The 19,668-nt window shown below is 69.4% G+C and carries 22 protein-coding genes and 1 pseudogene; 7 read left to right on the top strand and 16 right to left on the bottom strand.

All coding sequences use genetic code 11. The features are described 5' to 3' along the window. Window positions 1-9: 9 nt before the first annotated feature. The 4 genes from ACIBO2_RS29525 to ACIBO2_RS29510 are packed head-to-tail and all read right to left on the bottom strand — an operon-like array spanning window position 10 to window position 3,252. On the bottom strand, window positions 10-633 hold the full coding sequence (locus tag ACIBO2_RS29525; protein ID WP_397300967.1) for an MBL fold metallo-hydrolase: 624 nt from the start codon (window positions 631-633) through the stop codon (window positions 10-12). Next, window positions 633-1,718: an S-(hydroxymethyl)mycothiol dehydrogenase gene (locus ACIBO2_RS29520; RefSeq protein WP_397300964.1), complete on the bottom strand. Its 1,086-nt coding sequence runs from the start codon at window positions 1,716-1,718 to the stop codon at window positions 633-635. The genes ACIBO2_RS29525 and ACIBO2_RS29520 overlap by 1 nt, the downstream gene beginning before the upstream one ends. A gap of 14 nt (window positions 1,719-1,732) precedes the next feature. Then, complete coding sequence (locus ACIBO2_RS29515) at window positions 1,733-2,905, bottom strand: NAD(P)/FAD-dependent oxidoreductase (RefSeq protein WP_397300961.1); 1,173 nt, start codon at window positions 2,903-2,905, stop codon at window positions 1,733-1,735. Continuing rightward, complete coding sequence (locus tag ACIBO2_RS29510) at window positions 2,902-3,252, bottom strand: bifunctional 3-phenylpropionate/cinnamic acid dioxygenase ferredoxin subunit (RefSeq protein ID WP_358552757.1); 351 nt, start codon at window positions 3,250-3,252, stop codon at window positions 2,902-2,904. Before ACIBO2_RS29510 ends, ACIBO2_RS29515 begins: the two co-directional genes overlap by 4 nt. 179 nt (window positions 3,253-3,431) lie before the next feature. On the opposite strand from ACIBO2_RS29510, the gene ACIBO2_RS29505 reads away from it, so the two are divergent. Beyond that, a complete protein-coding gene (locus tag ACIBO2_RS29505; protein ID WP_358552759.1) occupies window positions 3,432-3,635 on the top strand; it encodes an amidase family protein in 204 nt (67 codons plus the stop codon). A gap of 127 nt (window positions 3,636-3,762) precedes the next feature. Here the strand turns inward: ACIBO2_RS29505 and ACIBO2_RS29500 are convergent, their stop codons facing one another. Beyond that, the gene (locus ACIBO2_RS29500; RefSeq protein ID WP_358552761.1) at window positions 3,763-3,915 is read right to left on the bottom strand and encodes a hypothetical protein; all 153 of its coding nucleotides are present in this window, start codon (window positions 3,913-3,915) and stop codon (window positions 3,763-3,765) included. Between the two features lie 4 nt (window positions 3,916-3,919). Then, a complete protein-coding gene (locus ACIBO2_RS29495; RefSeq protein ID WP_358552763.1) occupies window positions 3,920-4,798 on the bottom strand; it encodes a RidA family protein in 879 nt (292 codons plus the stop codon). A gap of 1,146 nt (window positions 4,799-5,944) precedes the next feature. On the opposite strand from ACIBO2_RS29495, the gene ACIBO2_RS29490 reads away from it, so the two are divergent. Then, the gene (locus tag ACIBO2_RS29490; protein WP_397300956.1) at window positions 5,945-6,667 is read left to right on the top strand and encodes a hypothetical protein; all 723 of its coding nucleotides are present in this window, start codon (window positions 5,945-5,947) and stop codon (window positions 6,665-6,667) included. Here the strand turns inward: ACIBO2_RS29490 and ACIBO2_RS29485 are convergent. Further along, window positions 6,637-7,263: a ParB/RepB/Spo0J family partition protein gene (locus ACIBO2_RS29485; RefSeq protein WP_397300953.1), complete on the bottom strand. Its 627-nt coding sequence runs from the start codon at window positions 7,261-7,263 to the stop codon at window positions 6,637-6,639. The two genes, ACIBO2_RS29490 and ACIBO2_RS29485, sit on opposite strands and share 31 nt — an antisense overlap. Window positions 7,264-7,590: 327 nt before the next feature. Here ACIBO2_RS29485 and ACIBO2_RS29480 point away from each other — a divergent pair, with 327 nt between their 5' ends. After that, window positions 7,591-7,914 (top strand): hypothetical protein, encoded by a 324-nt coding sequence (locus ACIBO2_RS29480; RefSeq protein WP_358552769.1) that lies wholly within the window; start codon window positions 7,591-7,593, stop codon window positions 7,912-7,914. Here ACIBO2_RS29480 and ACIBO2_RS29475 read toward each other — a convergent pair. Continuing rightward, a complete protein-coding gene (locus ACIBO2_RS29475; protein ID WP_358552771.1) occupies window positions 7,911-8,243 on the bottom strand; it encodes a hypothetical protein in 333 nt (110 codons plus the stop codon). The genes ACIBO2_RS29480 and ACIBO2_RS29475 overlap by 4 nt on opposite strands. A gap of 97 nt (window positions 8,244-8,340) precedes the next feature. Here ACIBO2_RS29475 and ACIBO2_RS29470 point away from each other — a divergent pair, with 97 nt between their 5' ends. After that, window positions 8,341-8,691: an integrase gene (locus ACIBO2_RS29470; protein ID WP_397300949.1), complete on the top strand. Its 351-nt coding sequence runs from the start codon at window positions 8,341-8,343 to the stop codon at window positions 8,689-8,691. Here ACIBO2_RS29470 and ACIBO2_RS29465 read toward each other — a convergent pair. Then, the gene (locus ACIBO2_RS29465; RefSeq protein ID WP_358552774.1) at window positions 8,669-9,877 is read right to left on the bottom strand and encodes an acyl-CoA dehydrogenase family protein; all 1,209 of its coding nucleotides are present in this window, start codon (window positions 9,875-9,877) and stop codon (window positions 8,669-8,671) included. The two genes, ACIBO2_RS29470 and ACIBO2_RS29465, sit on opposite strands and share 23 nt — an antisense overlap. Window positions 9,878-10,007: 130 nt before the next feature. Beyond that, complete coding sequence (locus tag ACIBO2_RS29460; protein ID WP_358552776.1) at window positions 10,008-11,174, bottom strand: MFS transporter; 1,167 nt, start codon at window positions 11,172-11,174, stop codon at window positions 10,008-10,010. Window positions 11,175-11,403: 229 nt separating this feature from the next. On the opposite strand from ACIBO2_RS29460, the gene ACIBO2_RS29455 reads away from it, so the two are divergent. Next, entirely contained in the window at window positions 11,404-11,988 is a 585-nt protein-coding gene (locus tag ACIBO2_RS29455; protein WP_358552778.1) for a TetR family transcriptional regulator, read from the top strand. Between the two features lie 342 nt (window positions 11,989-12,330). Here ACIBO2_RS29455 and ACIBO2_RS29450 read toward each other — a convergent pair whose 3' ends face one another. The 5 genes and pseudogenes from ACIBO2_RS29450 to ACIBO2_RS29430 all read right to left on the bottom strand — a co-directional run bounded on the left by ACIBO2_RS29450 (window position 12,331) and on the right by ACIBO2_RS29430 (window position 16,157). Then, on the bottom strand, window positions 12,331-13,305 hold the full coding sequence (locus ACIBO2_RS29450) for a hypothetical protein (RefSeq protein WP_358552780.1): 975 nt from the start codon (window positions 13,303-13,305) through the stop codon (window positions 12,331-12,333). A 256-nt stretch (window positions 13,306-13,561) separates the two neighbouring features. After that, window positions 13,562-13,933, bottom strand: a pseudogene (locus ACIBO2_RS29445) (heavy metal translocating P-type ATPase); the annotation flags it as partial. A 135-nt stretch (window positions 13,934-14,068) separates the two neighbouring features. Then, window positions 14,069-14,278 carry a cation transporter gene (locus ACIBO2_RS29440; protein ID WP_358552782.1) on the bottom strand — a complete coding sequence of 70 codons (210 nt, stop codon included), beginning with the start codon at window positions 14,276-14,278 and terminating at the stop codon, window positions 14,069-14,071. A gap of 18 nt (window positions 14,279-14,296) precedes the next feature. After that, on the bottom strand, window positions 14,297-14,578 hold the full coding sequence (locus ACIBO2_RS29435; RefSeq protein WP_358552784.1) for a metal-sensitive transcriptional regulator: 282 nt from the start codon (window positions 14,576-14,578) through the stop codon (window positions 14,297-14,299). Window positions 14,579-14,645: 67 nt separating this feature from the next. Beyond that, window positions 14,646-16,157 (bottom strand): hypothetical protein, encoded by a 1,512-nt coding sequence (locus ACIBO2_RS29430; protein WP_397300943.1) that lies wholly within the window; start codon window positions 16,155-16,157, stop codon window positions 14,646-14,648. An 85-nt stretch (window positions 16,158-16,242) separates the two neighbouring features. Between ACIBO2_RS29430 and ACIBO2_RS29425 the strand changes: the two genes are divergently transcribed. Both ACIBO2_RS29425 and ACIBO2_RS29420 read left to right on the top strand, forming a co-directional pair. Further along, complete coding sequence (locus ACIBO2_RS29425; RefSeq protein WP_358552788.1) at window positions 16,243-17,382, top strand: HAMP domain-containing sensor histidine kinase; 1,140 nt, start codon at window positions 16,243-16,245, stop codon at window positions 17,380-17,382. Then, window positions 17,379-18,035 (top strand): response regulator transcription factor, encoded by a 657-nt coding sequence (locus ACIBO2_RS29420; protein WP_357957377.1) that lies wholly within the window; start codon window positions 17,379-17,381, stop codon window positions 18,033-18,035. The genes ACIBO2_RS29425 and ACIBO2_RS29420 overlap by 4 nt, the downstream gene beginning before the upstream one ends. Here ACIBO2_RS29420 and ACIBO2_RS29415 read toward each other — a convergent pair. Next, entirely contained in the window at window positions 18,032-19,504 is a 1,473-nt protein-coding gene (locus ACIBO2_RS29415; RefSeq protein ID WP_397300939.1) for a helix-turn-helix domain-containing protein, read from the bottom strand. The genes ACIBO2_RS29420 and ACIBO2_RS29415 overlap by 4 nt on opposite strands. Window positions 19,505-19,668: the final 164 nt, after the last annotated feature.

The following is a 19,668-nucleotide window of genomic DNA, read 5'->3' as shown; positions in this document are numbered from 1 at the left end:
CGGGCCGGGTCAGTGTCCTCGGCGGATCCAGTCCTCGAGCTGCGGAGCCTCGGCTCCGATGCCGGTGTCGTCGCCGTGCCCCGTGTGAACCACCGTCTCCGGGGGCAGCGTGAGCAGGGACCGGCTGATCGACGCCATGATCGTGGGGAAGTCGCTGTACGACCTGCCCGTGGCCCCCGGGCCGCCCTGGAAGAGGGTGTCACCGGAGAACAGCACGCCGTGCTCGGGCACGTACAGGCACACCGCTCCCGGGGCATGCCCGGGAGTGTGCAGGACGTGCACGACCGCGTCGCCGATCCGGAGGATCTGCCCGTTCTCCAGCGGACCGTCCGGCACGGCGCCGACGTGCGCGAGCTTCCAGAGCGGCTCGTCGTCCGGGTGCAGGAGCACCGGTGCACCGGTGCGCGCGGCCAGTTCGGGGGCGGCGTTCACGTGGTCGTCGTGGGCGTGCGTGCACACGATCCCGGCCACCCGGCGGTCGCCCACGGCCCGCGCGATCGCCTCGGCGTCGTGCGCCGCGTCGATCACGAGGACCTGGTCGTCGTCACCCAGCAGCCAGACGTTGTTGTCGACCTCCCACCTCCCGCCGTCCAGACTGAAAGTGCCCGAGGTGACCAGGCGCTCGATCCGCATCACAGCACCACCACAGAGCGGAGCACCTCGCCGTGGTGCATCTTGGCGAAGGCGTCCTCGACATCGCCCAACTCGATGGTCTCGGTGACGAACGCGTCGAGGTCGAAGCGGCCCTGCAAGTAGAGGGAGACGAGCATGGGGAAGTCGCGGCTCGGCAGGCAGTCGCCGTACCAGCTCGACTTCAGCGCGCCGCCGCGGCCGAAGACGTCGAGCAGCGGCAGTTCCAGCGTCATCTCCGGGGTGGGCACACCCACGAGGACAGCGGTCCCGGCCAGGTCCCGGGAGTAGAACGCCTGCTTGAACGTCTCCGGCCGGCCTACGGCGTCGATCACGACGTCGGCGCCGAAGCCACCGGTGAGCTCCCTGATCCGCTCGATGGGATCGGCCTGCCCGGCGTTCACCGTGTGGGTCGCGCCGATGCCACGCGCCCAGGCGAGCTTCCTGTCGTCCACGTCCACGGCGATGATCGTCGTAGCGCCGGCCAGCCGTGCTCCGGCGATCGCCGCGTTGCCGACGCCGCCGCACCCGATGACCGCGACCGAGTCGCCGCGGCTGACCGCGCCGGTGTTGACGGCGGCGCCCAGCCCGGCCATCACGCCGCAGCCGAGCAGCCCGGCGGCGGCCGGGGAGGCGGCCGGGTCGACCTTGGTGCACTGCCCGGCGGCCACCAGCGTCTTGTCGGCGAACGCGCCGATGCCGAGCGCGGGGCTGAGCGGCGTGCCGTCCGCCAGTGTCATCTTCTGGGTGGCGTTGTGGGTGGCGAAGCAGTATTGCGGGCGACCCCTCAAGCAGGACCGGCAGGCCCCGCACACCGCCCGCCAGTTGAGGATCACGAAATCGCCGGGCGCCACGTCGCTGACATCGGGGCCGACGGCCTCGACCACTCCGGCGGCCTCGTGGCCGAGCAGGAACGGGAAGTCGTCGTTGATGCCGCCTTCGCGGTAGTGCAGATCGGTGTGGCAGACACCGCAGGCTCGCACCTTGACCAGCGCCTCGCCGGGACCTGGGTCCGGTACGAGGATCGTCTCCAGGCTGACCGGCTTGCCTTTGCCCATCGCGACCACGCCGCGCACTTCATGAGTCATGGTTCACTCCTGTTTCAGCCGGTCTGGACCGGCACGGTCTCCAAACGGCGGCGCCAGCGGGTGAACAGCCGGACCTGGTTGACGCCCAGCACCGCCACCGGCCGGTCTCCCTGTCGGTAGACGGCGAGGAAGCTGTGGTTCGCCGGGTCGCCCTCCTCCACGGTCACCGTGTCCGCGTCGCCCGCGTGCCCGATGAACTGGATCTTCACGTCGTACTGGTCGGACCAGAAGTATGCCGGGCGCGCGGGCTCGGGGCGGGCGGTGCCGCCGGACAGCAGCGTCGCCGCGGCGACCGCGGCCCGCTGGCGGGCGCCGGTCCAGTGTTCGACCCGGTGGTGCCTGCCCCATGCCGGGTCGTACCAGGCCGCGCAGTCGCCGACCGCGACGATGCCCGGCACGGAGGTGCCACCGCCCTCGTCGCACAGCACCCCGTCGCCCAGTTCGACACCGCTTCCGTGGAGCCAGCCGATGCTGGGCACCGCGCCGATCCCGACGACCACGACATCGGCGGGCAGGTACGTGCCGTCGCCCAGCCGTACACCATCGGCCCGGTCCGTTCCGGTCACCTCGGTGACGTACGCGCCGTGTACCAGCCGGACGCCGCGCCGTTCGTGCAGGTCGCCGATGGCGTGCCCCATCGTGAGGCCGATCACGCCGGCCAGCGGCGCCTGCCCCGACTCGACGAGGGTCACGTCGAGGCCGAGTTCGCGGGCGCTGGCGGCGACCTCGGCGCCGATGAAGCCGCCGCCGATCACCACCAGCCTCCTGGTGGTCGCCAGGTCGGCGCGCAGCGCGCGAGCGTCGTCGAGGGTGCGCAGCGTGTGCACACCGCGTAGCGCCTCCGTCCCCGGCAGCGTGCGTGCGGCCGCGCCGGTGGCGATCACGATGCCGTCCGCCACGAGCGACGTACCGTCGCTCAGCGCGATCCGGCGGGCGGTCGCCTGCAGGCCGGTGGCGGCCACGCCCAGCCGCCATTCGATGTCCTGCTGCTCGTCGCCGCCTTCCAGCGCCAGATCGTCCTCGCCGATCGTGCCCTTGAGGAAGTCCTTGGACAGGGGTGGCCGGTCGTAGGGCCGGTGCTCCTCGGCGCCGACGACGACGAGCCGCCCCCCGTAGCCCTGGCTCCGCAGGGCCCGAGCCGTCAGCAGCCCGGCCAGCGAGGCGCCGACCACGCAGACCGTCTTCACGCCTGCCCTTTCAGGGTGATGCCCGGCGGCAGGTTGGGCGGCGCGTCCGACAGCACGACGTAGATGACGTCGTTCTCGACGACGACCTGGTGGATGCGGACCGGCCGCTTCGCGGGAGGAGCGTCCACCTCGCCGGTGCGCAGGTTGAACCGCGAGGCGTGCAGCGGGCACTCGACCTCGCAGCCCTCCAGCCAGCCGTCGGCCAGTGAGGCGTCCTGATGGGTGCAGGTGTCGTCGATCGCCAGGATGTCGCCCTCATCTGTGTGGAAGACCGCGATGGGCGGATCGACATCTAGACGGAGGGCCTCACCTCGCGGTAGTGAGGCAAGAGGGCACGCTGGGATCATTGTCACACCCCGGTTTCACAACGAGCAACGTCTAGCGCTATACGCAACAGATTGAGGGCGCGGCATGCGGATGTCAAGACTGGTTTGCGAGGACTTCCAGCAGGGTGTCGGATTAGCCAGATATCGGCCGGTTCCGTCCAGAGACCGGCCCGTCGTTTCTGCGGATCACCGAAACCCAGATGATCTCCTTCACCGCGGTCTGCGACATCACCGGCCTGCCGGCGATCAGCCTTCCGCTGCACACCTCCCCCACCGGCCTCCCCATCGGCGCCCAGCTCGTGGCGGGTCCCTGGGACGAGGCCGTGCTCATCCGCCTCGCCTCCGCCCTGGAGACGGTGGACCCACGGCCATTGCGCCGCCCCTCACGTTTCACCGTGAGCTAGGTGGCCGCGGGCCGTACGTTCCTCGGGGGTTGGATCGCCGCTGTCATCGGCGAGTTCGCCACCCCGCCGCCGGGGTGGCCTTCAGCCATGTCAGGCGCGGGGAACAGCTCGCGGAACCGCGCCGGAGTCATCGGCGCGGGACCACGACCATGCCCTCGATCTCCACCGCCAGCTCGGTGGTCGCCAACGCGGCGACCACCGCGAGAGAGTGCGCGGGCCAGTCGCCGTCCGGATACCACCGGCCGAACACCTCCTGGCGGGCGGCTCTGCAGCCGTCCAAGTGCTCAGTGCCCCGCCACCAGCGTCATCAGCTTCACCAGGTGCTCGTGTCCGACGGCGAGGGAGTCGAGCAGCCGCTCGATGTCGGCGAAGATCTGCCGCGTCTGCGACCGCGCGTCAGGGCCCGCCAGGGTGCCATCGTCCAGCACGCCGACCTGTCGGCGGATCATAGGCGGTCTCTTTTCTCGTGACACGTTCATCCGGGTCCACGCTAGACGCGAGCCCCACTGGCCCGGACCATCCGCGAGACTGATTTCAGATAGTCGAAATATGGTTTCAAGCTGCTGCGAAATCCAGGGCGCGGGCGGCAGAGCGACGTCCCCGATCGACGGTTGCACGGCAGGGCCGGCGAAGCGCAGCAGCGCGTCCGTGATCGGCCCGGTCGAGCCTGCGAGCGTGGTCACCGCCTGGGCGAGCTGGTTGGGTGCCCCGGCCCAGGTGGGTTCGGCTTCGTCCCGCCACAGCGTGCCCGGCACCTCGACCACGGCCGTGATGGGGGCGGTCGCGGCGCCGGTGTTTACCTCTGGTTCACTGGCGGCGGTGATCGTCACGTCGGCGACGCGGACGAGGCTGCCTGCCTGGTAGCGCAGCTTCATCAGCCGGTGCCGGGTACCGAGGAGTGCGGACAGGGCCTCCAGGTTGCGCTCCATCTGCTCGTAGCCGCCGTTCGCTCCCGAAGGGTTGGCCGACGTGACCTTGAACGTCAGGCCGAACGTCGTGGCCTCCAGATCGAGGCCGACGACTGGGATGTCCCCGCGCCGGCCCGGCACGCTGACCTTGACGGCCCGCGCGCCGGGCCAGGGCCTGCGCTGTGTCCCCTTCTTGGTCCGCCAGCAGCCGGCCGGGTGGTCCAGCGGCACGCCGTCGAGTGAGTAGCTCGGCACCCTCAGAGGCTCCCATCGCGCCGACGTACTGGAGGCTGCGGTTCACGCTCCCGCTCGTGGGTTCCGCCTGCGGGTAGTGGTTCGTCACGTTGACCACAGTCCGGGACGAGGCGCGGCCGCCGCCGAGCCCGCCTGGGACGGGCCCACCGGGATTCACCTCCTGGGGTTCGGGGTGGGGTGAAGCCAGCGGCCGGAAGCCGTTCGAGCACACCCGCTCCGATCGGCCAGTAAGTGTCCGGCAGATGTCCTGTTGCTGCCCTGGTCCGGCATGGAAGGAGATCCGATGCTCATTGTGTGTGATCCAACTACATCGAGCGATGGAGTGATCTATGCGTCTCAAGCAAGTATTGGCGGCCATCGCCACCGCGGCTGCCGTTATGGCCGGTGTCCTGGCGGGGTCGCCAGCCGCGTCGGCGGCACCGAGCGCACAGGCGGCACAGGTGGCTGCCGACTGCAACGGATACCGGCCGTGGGCCTACGCACCTGGACGAAACGGCGACGTGATCACGGGCATCGGATCATGTGGTAGCCAGACCATCACGGTAGAGATCTGGATAGACGTCTCAGGCGGGTTCGACAGGCAGGTTGCCTGCTGCCCTAGGGGAACCAGCCCAGTTACGGCGTATGCGTACTGCAGCCGGTCGGGCCGCGGAAACTACTACACCGTGGCGAGAACCCCCATGGGAACTGTCGAGTCCGCACGACGGCTGCTCTGCTAGCCGAGCCGCGTGCTGAAAACCCGGCCTCCATCTCGCGCTACAGACCCCGTCGAGAAAGCGGCGCCTCACCGTCGCTCGCCGGGGTCCGGGGCGCGGGCCAGACGCGAGTCACACGTCAGCAGGCCGTGCAACCGTGTCCGCAGCCATCTCCACGATCTGGCGCGCAGCTCGCCGAGGTCGATGCCGTACACCTCGTGCAGGTCGGGCTCGACGAGCGCCCAGCGGCTCAGGATGTCTTGCCATGAGACGGTGCGGCCTTTCGAGATCGAGAGGCCGTCGTCCGGGTCGTAGTAGTCCCGGAGCCCCGTGACCGAGTCGAGGTCGCCGCCGCTGCTCGACGCGTCGCCCGGTGCGGGGCCGAGGCTTCCCCCGTGGCCCCCGAGGCCCAGATCTTCACGGCCGCGTCCTCGCCGGCCGCGACATCGCAGTGGCGGATGAGCCGGATGGCGCGACGATTCTCACGGGCATCTCCATCGGTGCCGTTGACGTCACGGTGCAACTGGCTGAGGGGCCTCCGCCTCGCGATCTGGACAGCTGGGAGGAGATCGTCGAGGTCTCCATCGAATCCACGAGCGGATCGCTCATCGTTTGCGGGCTCGATGGAGACCTCCCCAAACTCCCGAACCTTGCCTGGCAGGGGGAGGGCTTCTACCGGCTTCGGGTGCACGCGCGAGGGCGTGACACCATGCCGGATGGTTCGGCCGGCGCCACCCCGGTTGAGCACTACCTGATCATCGTGGCAGGCGGAACCCCAGCCGGACATGCCGGCGACCTTCGCGACCTGGCGGTCCACGACCGACGTGAACTCGTCGATGACGACCAGGTCGCCCGACTCGGCCAAGGCCCGCGCGATCGACGCGCGGAACGCCTCCCGTTGGACAGGGTCCGGTATGGCCGAAGCCACGCCGGCGGCGAGGACAGGCCAACCGCGCCGAGCAGCGCCACGATGTCCTTGATGGACATGCCGTCCCATGGCCCAGGAGTTGCTCATCCGCTCCTCCACGGGCACGTCGAACAGGCCCTGCGGTTGCAGCACTCGGGCGGTCTTGTGGACCGGTGCCGATACGGTGATCTCGGCTCGCACAGCACGACCTTCCAAGGGGTAGCGGGCGGCAGGGGTTACATCAGGGCGCGGACGTTCCAGCCCTGACCGGCAAGCTGGTTGAGGAGCTGCACCTGCTGCGCTTCGCTGTCGCAGGTGACCACGACGCCCCAGACGACAGGCCGCGTGTGGGACTCGGCGTCGCCCGGCTCGGGCAACTCCTCCTCGTCTTCAGTGCCAGCCTGGTCGGCACGGCCACCCGCGCCCGGAGCGCGGTTGGGGGCGAGTGCCACCGCGTTGTCGGCGGCGATTGCTTCGGCCAGGTCGTCGAGGTCCTGCTCTGTCCACCCGGTGCCGTCGAGGTCGTCGAGGCTGCGCAGCAGCTCGGCAAGGGCCTGATCGTCGTACCCGCCGATCTCTGCGGTGCGGTTGTCGGCGAGGAGGATGCGAAGCGCGGCAGCGTCGTCCACGTCGAGGATCAGGACGGGCATCTGGCCCAGGCCCTTGGCCTTCGCGCCGCGCCAGCGATGCTCACCGGCGATGATCCGCATCCGCGACTTCTGGACCAAGACGGTGCCGTAGAAGCCGTTCTTCTCGATCGACTCGGCGATCACGTCCACGTCGCCCTGGTGGGGGTTGTCCGGATGCGGCTCAAGGTCGCCGACCGGAACCATGTGGTACGTCTGCGAGACGATGCCAGGCACGACACCTCCGGAAGAGGAAGGATGGTTAGATCGCAGGCGAGCGCCGGTCGTCCGTGCGTGGCATAGGGATGCCTGAGGCGCGCTGATTGCGGCCGTGTAGGGCAGTGTTTCGTGACCTGGTCGGCATCGTGACAATTCGTTCGCCGAACGTGTCGCCACGAGTTGGGTCCGTGTCCGGAAGCGGGTAGGCAGCTCAAGACCTAATCTTCGAACGGCGTTGGCACCAGTGCCCTCGACACACCTGCCAGCACGGCAATACCCATAAGCACACCTCACAGCACAGATAGTTGTCTGTGTATCAATCATGGGGAGACAGGAGATAACACCATGACGAACCCCATCACCGGAGCCGCAAAGGGTGCCCTACAGGGAGCCACCGGGCAGCTCGACGCAAAGAAGGGCAGGCTGGAAAGCAAGGTCGTGTACTCGAAGGCCGGCCTGGCGAACGGTCAGGACATCGTGGTTAACGTTCCCGAGGGCTACACGCTCACCGGTGGTGGTCTCGAAGCCTATCGGCCGGTCACCACGACCAAGAACCGCCCCACCGACGACGGCATGGGATGGGTGGTCAACGCCGCCGGTGACGATGGTTATGGCAACAAGAACACCAAGGTGTGGTCCTACGTGGTAGGGACCCGCATCGTCTACTAGTCCGTTGACGAACAGCGGATTCCAGAGGTGTCCACGACTGCCATTGCAACGGCTTGCCACTGCCTACTGGTTGACCCAGATCGATTCGACCGCGACGGCGCGTAGGTCCGAAGACGCCTGACGCACCCGATAGTCAACGCGACGCCCCCGGACAGCACCTCGTCGTACAGCTCCGACCGGTACCCCGACAGGACAACCGCGCCCCGGCAGGAGTTCAGCAGCTCCAGCAGGTGACGGTGCTGGTCGTCGGCCTCCATCTCTCCGCTGACGTTCCTCGTCGAACGGAGGTACGGCGGGTCCAGGTAGAACGCCGCCTCTGCCGAATCCATACGCTGGATGATCCGGCGTGTCACACTGCTCGCCCACGAACCGCGGCCGTACACCCTGCCCTGGGAAAAGCCCACTGGGAAACCGCGTACTCACAACATGCTGTTCCGCTGGGCCACCGACGATCTACACGTCCGGCACCGGAACTACGACTTGACCGTCTGGAAGCCTGCGCTGGTCGCGGCTGGGGTCCTTCCCGAGCCGACCAGGGACGCACATGGTCGGCGTCAGTACCTCAACAATCGGCAGCAGGGCACGCACCAGCTTCGCCACTACTTCGCCAGCGTCACTCTGGCGGGTGGCGTGACAATCAAGGACTTATCCGAGTACCTGGGGCACACCGATCCGGCGCTTACGCTCCGTGTCCATGCGCACATGCTGCCCTCGTCGCACAACCGAGTCCGCGAGGCCATCGATCGGCAGCTACTCAGCGGACCGGCAAGCCGGTAACGGCCCGGCCGATGATCAACCGCTGGATCTCGGACGTCCCCTCGAAAATGGTGTAGATCTTCGCGTCCCGGTGGAAGCGTTCCACCGGATGTTCCCTCGTATACCCCGCCCCGCCCAGGATCTGGATCGCCTGCTCCGTCACCCACACCGCAGTCTCCCCCGCCACCAGTTTCGACATCGAGCCCTCCGCCTGCCCGAACTGCCGGCCCATCCGGGCCATCCAGGCCGCGCGCCAGGTGAGCAGGCGGGCCATGTCCACGCGGGTCGCCATGTCGGCGAGCAGGAAGGCGATCGCCTGGTTCTCGCCGATCTTGCGGCCGAACTGCTCGCGTTCGCGCGCGTAGTCCCTGGCGTACTCGAAGGCGGCCCTGGCGATGCCGACGGCCATCGCGGCCACCGACGGGCGGGTGGTCTCGAAGGTACGCATCGCCGCCTGCTCGCCCGCGCGTCCGCCGTTGCGGACGCGGGCGAGGCGGGCGTCGAGTTTGTCCTTGCCGCCGAGGAGGCAGGAGCCGGGGACGCGGACGTCGTCCAGGACGACCTCGGCGGTGTGGGAGGCGCGGATGCCGTGTTTGCGGAACTTCTGCCCCATCGACAGGCCGGGGGTGCCGGGTGGGATGACGAAGGTGGCCTGGCCTCGGGTGCCCAGTGACGGTTCGACGGAGGCGACGACCACGTGGACGTTCGCGATGCCGCCGTTGGTGGCCCAGGTCTTGACGCCGTTCAGGATCCAGTCGCCGCCGGCGTACACCGCACGGGTACGGATCGAGCCGACGTCGGAGCCCGCGTCCGGTTCGGAGGCGCAGAAGGCGCCCAGCTTGACGTCGTTCTCCGTGCCGAACATCTGCGGAAGCCACTCCCCCATCTGCTCCGGCGTGCCGTTCGCGGACAGTGCGGCGGCGGCCAGGCCGGTGCCGACGATGGACAGGCCGATGCCCGCGTCGCCCCAGAAGATCTCCTCGAACGCCACCGGCAGCGCCAGGCCGCTCTCCTCGAACCACTGGGTGGCGAAGAAGTCCAGCGAGTACAGGCCGATCTTGGCGGCCTCCTGGATGACGGGCCAGGGGGTCTCTTCGCGTTCGTCCCACTCCGCGCCTGCTGGGCGGATCACGTCGCGGGCGAACGTATGCACCCAGTCCCGCACCTCGGCGACGTCGTCGCCTAACTCCGGACAGAAGCCGCCCATGCTGTTACTCCCTGAAAAATCCCGCCAAACACCCAAGACCACGCTCACGGTACGGTCACTCAGAGCCGACCGTTACCACTGGTAACACCCTACCGGCCAGTAGCCCATCACCGGAAGCCCGGCATACGCGTCAACGGCCTCGGGACAGGGTCGAGGCCAGTACGGCCGCGGCGGCCAAGGCCATCGCGATCGCCAGGCCGTACATGAGCGGGCCGAACCCACCGAACGCGGCGGCCACCTGCGGGCCGACACTGCCACCGACGGCCAGGGCGAAGGAGAACAGCGCCAGCGCCGTGCCACGCGCTTGTCCCGCCCGCGCGGAGACCGCTTCGTTGAGGCTCGGCAGGCCACCGGTGATCGAGGCGACATAGACGGCGAGCAGGAGCACCAGCCCGAGTGCGGCGGCGGCCGTCCAGCCGATGACGGCCAGTGCGACGGCCCCCGCGAACAGCAGCGCCACGGCCCGCGTGGTCGCTGAGATCCGGCCCAGCCAGGGCATGAGCAGCGGTACGAGCACGATCGAGGGCAGGCCACCGGCGCGCAGGAGGAGCAGTTCGCTCGGCGATGCCATGCCGTAGATCTGCAATCCCGTGTAGACGGCCACGAAGCCGACCATCAGCACGATCGTCGCGACGTACCGCAGCACCAACACCCGGTCGAACAGCAGCCCCGGCACCGACCGGTACACCGACAACAGCGACCCCGACCCCTCCCGCGGCAGGTCGGGCAGCATGACGGCGCGCAGCCCGAGCGCGGCCAGCGCGAACCCGGCCGCAGACAGCCCGAACAGCCCGCGCCAGCCGAGCACACCCACCAGCAGTTGGGCGGCGACCTGCAGCAGTACGGCCGAGGCGAGGAACGCGCCGGTCACCGCGGCGATCGCCACGACCCTGCGCCTGGGCTCGACCCGCTCGGCCAGGTACGCCATGCCCGCCGGCGGGAACATCGCCACGGCCACCCCTTGCAGCGCCCGCAGCACGAAGGCCGCCTCCGGCGAGGGACTCAACGCCACCAGCGCGGTGGTGACGGCGGCCAGCGGCAGTCCCAGCAGGAGCAGCCTCCTGCGCCCGAACCGGTCGGACAACGGACCGAACACCAGGAAGCCAACGCCGTACCCGATGCCGAAGGCGGTGACCAGCCAGGTCAAGGCGCCGGTGGACGCGCCCCAACCGGCCGCCATGTCGTGCAGGAGCGGGATCACGACGTACAGCTGGCCGCTGACCAGGACCGCGGTGAGCACGAAGGCCACCATCGTCCGCCCGAACCGCGCGACAGCCGGGGCGGGTTCGGCCCGCACACGCTCACGAGCGATGACAGTCGAAAGGGAACCCGCAGGGTCGCGAGGAACCGACGTCGGCGCGGTTCGATCGCAAGTGGCCGGCGCCCGGCGTGGGCTTGGGCGGGCGGCGCGACGGCCGCGGATCACACGAGGAAAGGAGATAGCCATGTGCCGGGACGGTAGCCAACCAACTAGTTGGATGTCAACCAGACGGTTGGATTGCAACCAACCAGTTGGTGGTGGCAAGATGGACACCATGGCACCCAAGGTCTCGACCGCCGCCACCCGAGCCGCCCTGCTGGAGGCCGCGCGGGGGGAGTTCGCCGCGTACGGCGTCGCGGGCGCCCGCGTGGATCGCATCGCCGAGCGCGCGGGCGTCAACAAGGAGCGCATCTACGGCCATTTCGGCAGCAAGGAGAAGCTGTTCGACGCCGTCATCACCGAGGCGCTCGACGATCTGACCGCGCAGATCGCGCTGCCGGGCGCCGATCCGGGCGACTATGTGGCCAAGCTGACCGACTACTACCACGAGCACCCCGACCTGGTGCGCCTGCTGATGTGGGAGGCGCTCAACTACCGCGGCCAGGACCTGCTGCCCGGCCAGGAGGCCCGCGTCGCGCGCTGCGCGCGCAAGACGGCCTCGCTCGCCGAGGGCCGGGGCGAGGAGCCGGACGCGGCGACGGCGCGCAGGTTGTTCCTGCTGACGGGGCTGGCGTTGTTCCAGTCGATGATGCCGCAGCTCGCACGTATCATCCTGGGCGAGGACGCCGACTCCCCCGCGGGCCGCCGCGCCCTCCGCGACCAGGCCGCCGCCCTGGCCGCGCGCCCTTAAGACCCTTTACGACCAGTCTCTTGTACGGCAAGCCCGGTGGGCCCCACCCGCCGACCAGGGCTTGGGGCCTCCAGGAATACGGCCGCTGAGCCCGCACAGGGCCGGGCGCCGCAACAAGACGGCGACAAGCTCCCCCCGTCCCATCCCTGGTCAGAGCGTCGGGAAGGGGCCGTTCACTTGGTGGGTCTCGATCGGGGCGATGCCGGCCCGCGCCATGGGCCCCCGCCGAACCCAATGAGGGCGCGGCCGTCGTGGCCGGCGGCCGCGCCCTGGTACCCGATGCCGCCGGACGTCATCCCGGAGGACTGCTCGCTCGCTACGCGGCGAGTCGCGACAGTTCCATCACAGCAGCACCATGCACACGTACCCGCACGAGATGGCGCTCGCCCCGCAGTGCGCCTCAGCGGGGATGTCGAGTTGCCCGTAGAAGTTGTACGCCCACGTGACGATCTTGCCGCTGGCGGTCAGGGCCATGCTGGCCCAGATCCCGGCGGAGATCGCGACAACATCGGACTGTGCCTCGTACGGGACTTCCAGTTGTCCGTACTCGTTGTCGCCCCATGCGATCACGGCACCGTTTTTGAGGGCGAGGCTGAAACCGGCGCCCGCGGAGATGGCGGTGACACCGGACTGTGCTTCGGCGGGCACCGTCAGGTTCGCGGGAAGGTCAGGCCCCCAGGTGACGACGCGGCCGTCCTCCCGCAGCGCGAGAGCATGGCGTCTCGCGGACATCGCGACGATACCCTCCTTCGCCTCGTCGGGCACGGCGACATATCCATTCCATTGGATGACGCCGCCGTCCTTGAGAAACAGGCCATAGGAGTTTCCGCCGTTCGCGCCGGTGATCGCGGTGACACCGGATTTCGCCGCTTCGGGGAGGGCCAGCTGGGTGTCGTGGGTGCCGCCCCAGACGATCACGCCTCCGTCTCTGAGCGCGAAGGCATACGAGCCGGCTGTCGCGATCGCCGTGACGTCCTTGGTCACCGCGACAGGTACTCGAGCCAACCTTTGCTGGTTGCGGTCATTGAGGTTGAGGTTTCCCCAGAGGGTCACCCGCCCGTCCTTGAGCATCAGGTTGTACAGGTTCGCGCATGCTCCGTCCGAGATGGCGGTTACTCCCGACAACCCGGCCTCCGGCACTGCCGGGGCGTTGTACGGACCCCATTGGATGATCGTGCCACTGCCCGGAGCGCACACCGGCGGCTCGTACCCTTCGGTGGCGATTGATCCCGTCCCTGAGCGCGCTTGCGCAGGGGACACTTGCGAAACCGTCCCGCCCAACACGGCGGCCGGCAGGCCGACCGCGACCGTCCGCATGAGCTGACGTCTACTGAACACAAAACCTCCATGACGTGGCCTGATCCCCTTGCGGGGGCGTCGCCACCAGGCACCGGCACTCGGTCAGCGCTTCTCTTACCTGGTCATGGCCGACATCTGTGGAGGCTACGAGATCGGACTTCCGCTTCTCTTCCGTTCCACTTCCGAACTGATGTTCGCGAAAACCGTTCTACGCCGGCCGGTCGGCATCTTCCGATCTTCGTTACCTGAAGCGCCGCAGCCGCAGGCTGTTGCCCACCACGAAGACGCTCGAGAATGCCATCGCCGCACCTGCGATCATCGGGTTGAGCAGCCTGAGCGCGAGGCCGATCACCATCGGCACGAAGATGCCGGAGACGCGGTCGGCCAGCCGCTGGACCCGCGCCGGTCTGCGCGGCCTCCACCAGCTGGCCATCTGGGCGGGCCGGGTGTCGGCGCCGACCCTGGTCGCGCGGGCCACGAGAGGACCGCCCGCGTTGACGGTGGCGCCGGTGACCGCGTCGCCGGGCCGCACCTCCATGGGGATGGACTCGCCGGTCAGCGTCGAGGCGTCGACGGCCGAGGAACCCTCCTCGATCACACCGTCGGTGGCGATCTTCTCGCCCGGCCGTACGACGAAGGTGTCGCCATCGTCACCCGCCGGGGCGGCGGGTGGGGCGGGTGGGGCGGGCGCAGGTCATGCCGCCGATCGAGAGCTCGACGACGTTGCCGTCGGCCAGGGAGGTCTTCACCACCCCTTTCTCGCGTCAGTGATCGCCGTGCGTCACCGGTTCGCCACTTCGTAGCCGGCCTCGTTGACGGCGGCGACGATCTTCGCCTCGTCGATCAGGCCCTCGCTGTCCACGGTCAGCAGTCCGCTGGCCAGGTCCACCTCCACGGAGGTGACTCCGGCGACCTCGCCGACCTCTTCCTTGACCGAGCTCACGCAGTGGCCGCAAGTCATGCCCTTGACGGTGTAGGTGGCGGTGCTCATATCGATCAACCTTCCGGGTCAGGAACGAACAAGTCGGGCGATGGCGTCACTGGCCTCTTTGACCTTGGCCTGGGCCTCGGGACCACCTTGGAGGGTGGCTTCGGCGACGCAGTGATTCAGGTGCTCTTCGAGCAGGGACAGGGCGAACGACTGCAGGGCGCTGGTGGCCGCCGAGACCTGTGTGAGGATGTCGATGCAGTATTTGTCGTCCTCGACCATCCGCTGCAGGCCACGCACCTGGCCTTCGACCCGGCGCAACCGCCGCTGGTGGTCCTGCTTGTTGTCGGTGTAGCCGGCCATTCGCCGCTCCTCTCCCGCGCTCCGCCGTCGACTTTACTATACCCCCCTACCCTATGCGCGCCGGACGCTACCGCCAGTTCGCGGGTGGCCCGGCCGGGGTACGCTTCGCGGCCGGCCACAGCACCGCCAGCGTGTACGCGCACAGCACGGCGAAGCCGGCCCAGCCGGGCAGCGGAAAGTATCCGGCGGACGGCGCGTAGTGCGCGGTCACCTGCGGATACTCCACCGCCGTCTGCTGGACGGCGAAGCCCGCGGCCGGGGTGAGCCGCAGCAGCCATTGCGCCACGGTGTCGGGCAGCAGCGGCAGCGCGGCCACCGTGTAGGGCACGGCGACGAGCACCAGCGCGAGCAGGATCGCCGCCCAGCCGCGCCGCAGCAGGACCCCCAGCCCGTACGCCAGCACACCACACAGCGCGAGCACCGCCGCGAGGCCGATGACGACCCGGGCGCCGGTCACCGGTGACAGCGGCTGCAGGTTGACGCCCTTACCGGTCAGGATCGCCAAGCCGGCTGTCACCGCCACGCCGACGGCGACGAGCCCGGCCACGAAGATCGCGCCGCCGGCCACCACGGCCCGCGCGGCCAGGACCTGGCGGGAAGCCGGCGTGCCGGACCGGGCGCCGAACCGGGCGGCCACGACCAGGACGATGATCAGTGCGATCACCAGGCCGAACAGCGTGGTCGTGACGGTCAAGCCGCCGCCATCGCCCCCACCCGGGCCGATGTCGCCGGTTCCGCTCACGGTGATGACGCCGTCCTTCTCGACCGCGCCGGAGGCGGTGTGGTGCTTCTCCCAGTCGGTGTGGTTCATCTCGCCGACGGACTCGCTGCGCCACTTGCCGCCGGCCGCGCCCGCCACGTTCTCGTCCCCGGCCGCGCCCGTCACCTCGACGTGGTCGAAGACCCCGGTGGCCTGCGTGAACCGGACCTCCTCGATGGCACCGCCGAGTCCGACCTCCCGTAAGGTGAGGTCACCGGGTGAGGCGGCGAACAGGCCGGCCCGCACCGTCTCCGGCAGGCCCGCCAGGCGTACCGTCCCGACCGTCTGCCAGCTCCGGCCGTCGGCGGACTCCGCGCCGGTGATGGTGTCCCCGGACCGCGTCAGCCGCAGCCAGCGCGGGGATCCCGGCGACAGGCCGCCCGAGCTCCCGGCGATGTCCTGCCGATAGTCGGCCTGCATCCGCACGCCGTGGTGACCGGTCATCATGAGCGCCGCGTACGAGGAGCCCCGCCGGACGCCGTCCTTGATGATGATCCCGGCCTTGGCCCACGGCACCAGGCCGGAGACGATCTGGTCGTGGTTCGGCGGGGGGTAGGTGATCGTGCCGGTCATCGAGGTCATCCGTACGGTGATGACGCCGTTCGGGCCGAGGTCGCGGTGGTGGAACCAGAACTGGTCGTCGACGATCGAGCCGTCCGCGGCGGTCGGAGCGACCGGGCAGGGATCGCCGCAGTCGACAGTGGAGCTGAAGACCAGGCCGATGGCGATCACGATGAGGGCCGCCACCGCCAGGGCGATCAGGCGGCCGGGACGGCGGAAGGCCGTCCATTCCCGGTGGAGGAGTTGGGTGCTCAGCATGCGCTCGTTCTATGGGCGCGGGCCTAACATCACCCGAAGCGGGCCTGTCATACCGTTGTTAGGTCCCTTCGGGCATGCTGGGGGCGTGATCAGGCTGCGTAAGGGCACGGTGGGGGCCCGGTTCACGATCTTGTACGCCGGGGTGTTCCTGCTGTCCGGCGTCGTGCTGCTGGCCCTGACCTTCGTGTTGTCCGACACCGAGGTCGCCTCTGTGGGACCGCCCCCGCCTGGCGGCGACGGCATGACCGGGGCGCAGCGGCACATTCTCCAGTTGCAGCGGCAACTGGGCGACACGGAGGCGAACCAGTCCCGGCAGCTGCTGGTCGGCTCCCTGCTCGCGCTGGTGGTGATGGCGATCGTGTCCCTGCTGGTCGGCCGGGCGCTGGCCCGCCGGGTGCTGCGCCCGCTGCGGCTGATCACCGCGGCGACCAGGCGCATCTCCGCCGACAATCTGGACCGGCGGCTGGCCGTCAGCGGCCCGGCCGACGAGGTGAAGGACCTCGCCGACACCATCGACGGCCTGCTGGAACGGCTGGAGGCGTCGTTCGCCGCCCAGCGCCGGTTCGTCGCCAACGCCTCGCACGAGCTGCGGACCCCGCTGGCGACCATGCGGGCCTCGTTGGACGTCGCGGTCGCCAAGCCCGGCGTGCCGGCGCAGACGCTCGTCGTGGGTGATCGGCTGCGCACCCAGCTGGACCAGGTGGATCAGCTGCTCGACGGCTTCCTGGTGCTGGCCCGGGCCCAGCACGGCGCCCTGGCCGAGGCGGCCGGCGTCGACCTGGACGATCTGGTCACGCGAGCGCTGAGCGGCCATTCCGCCGGGATCGCGGCGAAACGGCTGACCGTGACCACACAACTGCGGGCCGCGGACGTCCGGGGCGATGCCGCGCTGCTCTCCCGGATGGTGCAGAACGTGATCGACAACGCCGTGGCGCACAACGAGGAGGACGGCTGGATCCACGCCGAGACCGTCCGAGAGGGCGCTGAGGTCCGGTTCGTCGTACAGACCGGCGGACGCGTCCTCACCCAGGGAGACGTGGACCGGCTCGCGAGGCCCTTCGAACGGCTCGGCGCCGATCGCACCGGCTCCGAGAACGGCTCCGGCCTCGGGCTGTCCATCGTGGCGGCGATCGCGGCGGCGCACGGCGGACGGCTCGACCTGCTCGCCCGGCCGCAGGGCGGCCTTGGGGTCTCGATCGCGCTGCCGGCCGGGGCGGCGGCATGAGGATCATGGTGGTCGAGGACGCGCGGCCGCTCGCGGAGGTGGTCGCCGAGGGGCTGCGCGATCAGGGGATGGCGGTCGACATCACCTACGACGGGCTGAGCGCCGCGGCCAAGCTGGAGCTCACCGAGTACGACGTCGTGGTCCTGGACCGCGACCTGCCCGGCCTGCACGGCGACACGCTCTGCCAGATGATCAGCGAGCGGCCGGACCGCCCGATGGTGCTGATGCTGACCGCGGCCGGGGCGCCCGGCGACCGGGTCAGCGGCCTGACCCTCGGCGCCGACGACTACCTCGCCAAGCCGTTCCACTTCCCGGAGCTGGTCCTGCGCGTCCAGGCGCTGGCCCGCCGCAGGCCGGACGCGCGCCCGCGGACCCTGCGCGCCGCCGGGATCGAGCTGGACCCGATCCACCGGACCGCCGTGCGCGACGGAAGGCAGCTGAACCTTTCGGTGAAGGAGTTCGCCCTGCTGCAGGCGCTGCTGCGGGCGAGCCCCGGCTTCCTCAGCGCCGAAGAGCTGCTGGAGCGGGTCTGGGACGAGAACGCCGACCCGTTCACCAACACCGTGACCGTGACCATCGGGCGGCTGCGCCGCAAGCTGGGCGAACCACCGGTCATCACCACCACCCCCGGCGTGGGCTATCGGCTCGCCTAGATCACTGCGGCGTGCCGTTCCAGGAAGGTGTAGACGTCGGCCTCGTCCACTCCGGGGAACGACCCCGGCGGGAGTGCGGCCAGGATGTGTGAGTTGGCACGGGCCGAGGGCCAGGCGTAGCCCTCCCAGCGTTCGGCCAGCTCGGTGGGCGGGCGGCGGCAGCAGTCGCCGTTGGGGCAGTTGGATTTGGTGCGATTGGTGGTCTCCCTGCCCCGGAACCACCGCGACTCCCTGAACGGCACCCCGAGCGTGATCGCGAAGTCCCGCTCCCGCGACGGGTCCACGTGCGCGACGCAGAAATAGGTGCCGGTGGGCGAGTCAGAGTACTGGTAGAACACCGAGAACCGGTCCGGCGAGGAGAACACCTGGCGGCCCGACCACTGCAGGCACATCCGCTGCCCCTCGATCGCCCCCTGCTCGTCGGCGGGGAAGACGATCCCGTCGTTCTCATACGCCTTGTAGATCGTGCCGCCCGCGTCGTTGCGGACGAAGTGGCAGACCAGATCGAGGTGGTGGGTGGCCAGGTTCGTGAAGCGGTGGGCGGCCATCTCATAGGACACCGCGAACACATCACGCAGGTCCTCCACCGACAGCGCCCGGTCCGACTTGGCCTCCTGCAAGTAGAGGGCCGCGGCCTTCTCCGGTACGAGCACGGCGGCGGCGAAGTAGTTGGCCTCGGTGCGCTGACGCAGGAAGTCGGCGAAGTCGCGCGGCTTGCCGTGGCCGAGCGCGAGGTGACCGAGGGTCTGCAGCAGGATCGTCCGAGGGGTGTGCATACCGAGTTGCTCGTGCTTGACATAGATGCGGCGGTTGCGGAGGTCGGTGATGGAGCGTACGGATCTGGGGAGGTCCTGAGCCGTGTGCACCGTGAAGCCGAAATGGGTGACAAGGCCCTGGACCGTGCTCTGGGACAGGGCGCCGGTGCGGTAGCCGACCGAGGTCAGCGCCTCGGCGGCGGCCTTCTCGATCTCGGGGAAGTAGTTGCCGACCTCGCGCTGGCGGCGTCTCAGCTCGGCGTTCGCGACCCTGGCCTCTTCCGGGGTGGCGGTGCCTCGCGCTTGCCGGGCGCGCAGCTCTCCGTACAGGCCGAGGAGGTGTTCGAGCACGTCGTTCGGCACGCGCGCGGAGACCTTGAGCCGCGGCAGGCCGAGGCTCGCGTAGATCGGGTCGCGCTGGGCCTCTTCCAGGGCGATCTCGAGCTGGGCGCGGCGGTTGGGCGGCTGACGGCGCAGGAGCTCCTCGACGGGGACGCCCAGCGCGGCGGCCAGCGACTTGAGCAACGTGAGCTTCGGTTCGCGCTTGCCGTTCTCCAGCAACGACAGCTGGCTGGGCGCCCTGCTGACCCGCGTCCCCAGGTCGGAGAGGGTCAGGCCACGCTGTTTGCGCAGGTGACGAAGGCGTTGCCCAAACGCGAGGAGATCAAGCTCCTGCGTCAAAGACAGCGGTTCTTCGCCTAGCAAGGACGCCATGCGAGCATCTTAGACAGAAATTCCGGCCATTTTCTAGACATCGGAGGTCGGAGTGCCGGGGGTGCCACAGGCTTCCTGAGTCCCATCACATTGGTCTAGTCCATATGGAAAACTTGCCGTTTATTCTCCGCTTAACAACGGACAAACCTTCATATATCGCGAAA

Source organism: Nonomuraea sp. NPDC050022, assembly GCF_044460705.1.
Classification (GTDB): Bacteria; Actinomycetota; Actinomycetes; order Streptosporangiales; family Streptosporangiaceae; genus Nonomuraea.
The sequence above is the reverse complement of the archived record's forward strand: the minus strand, read 5'-3'. Positions and strand labels throughout refer to the sequence as shown.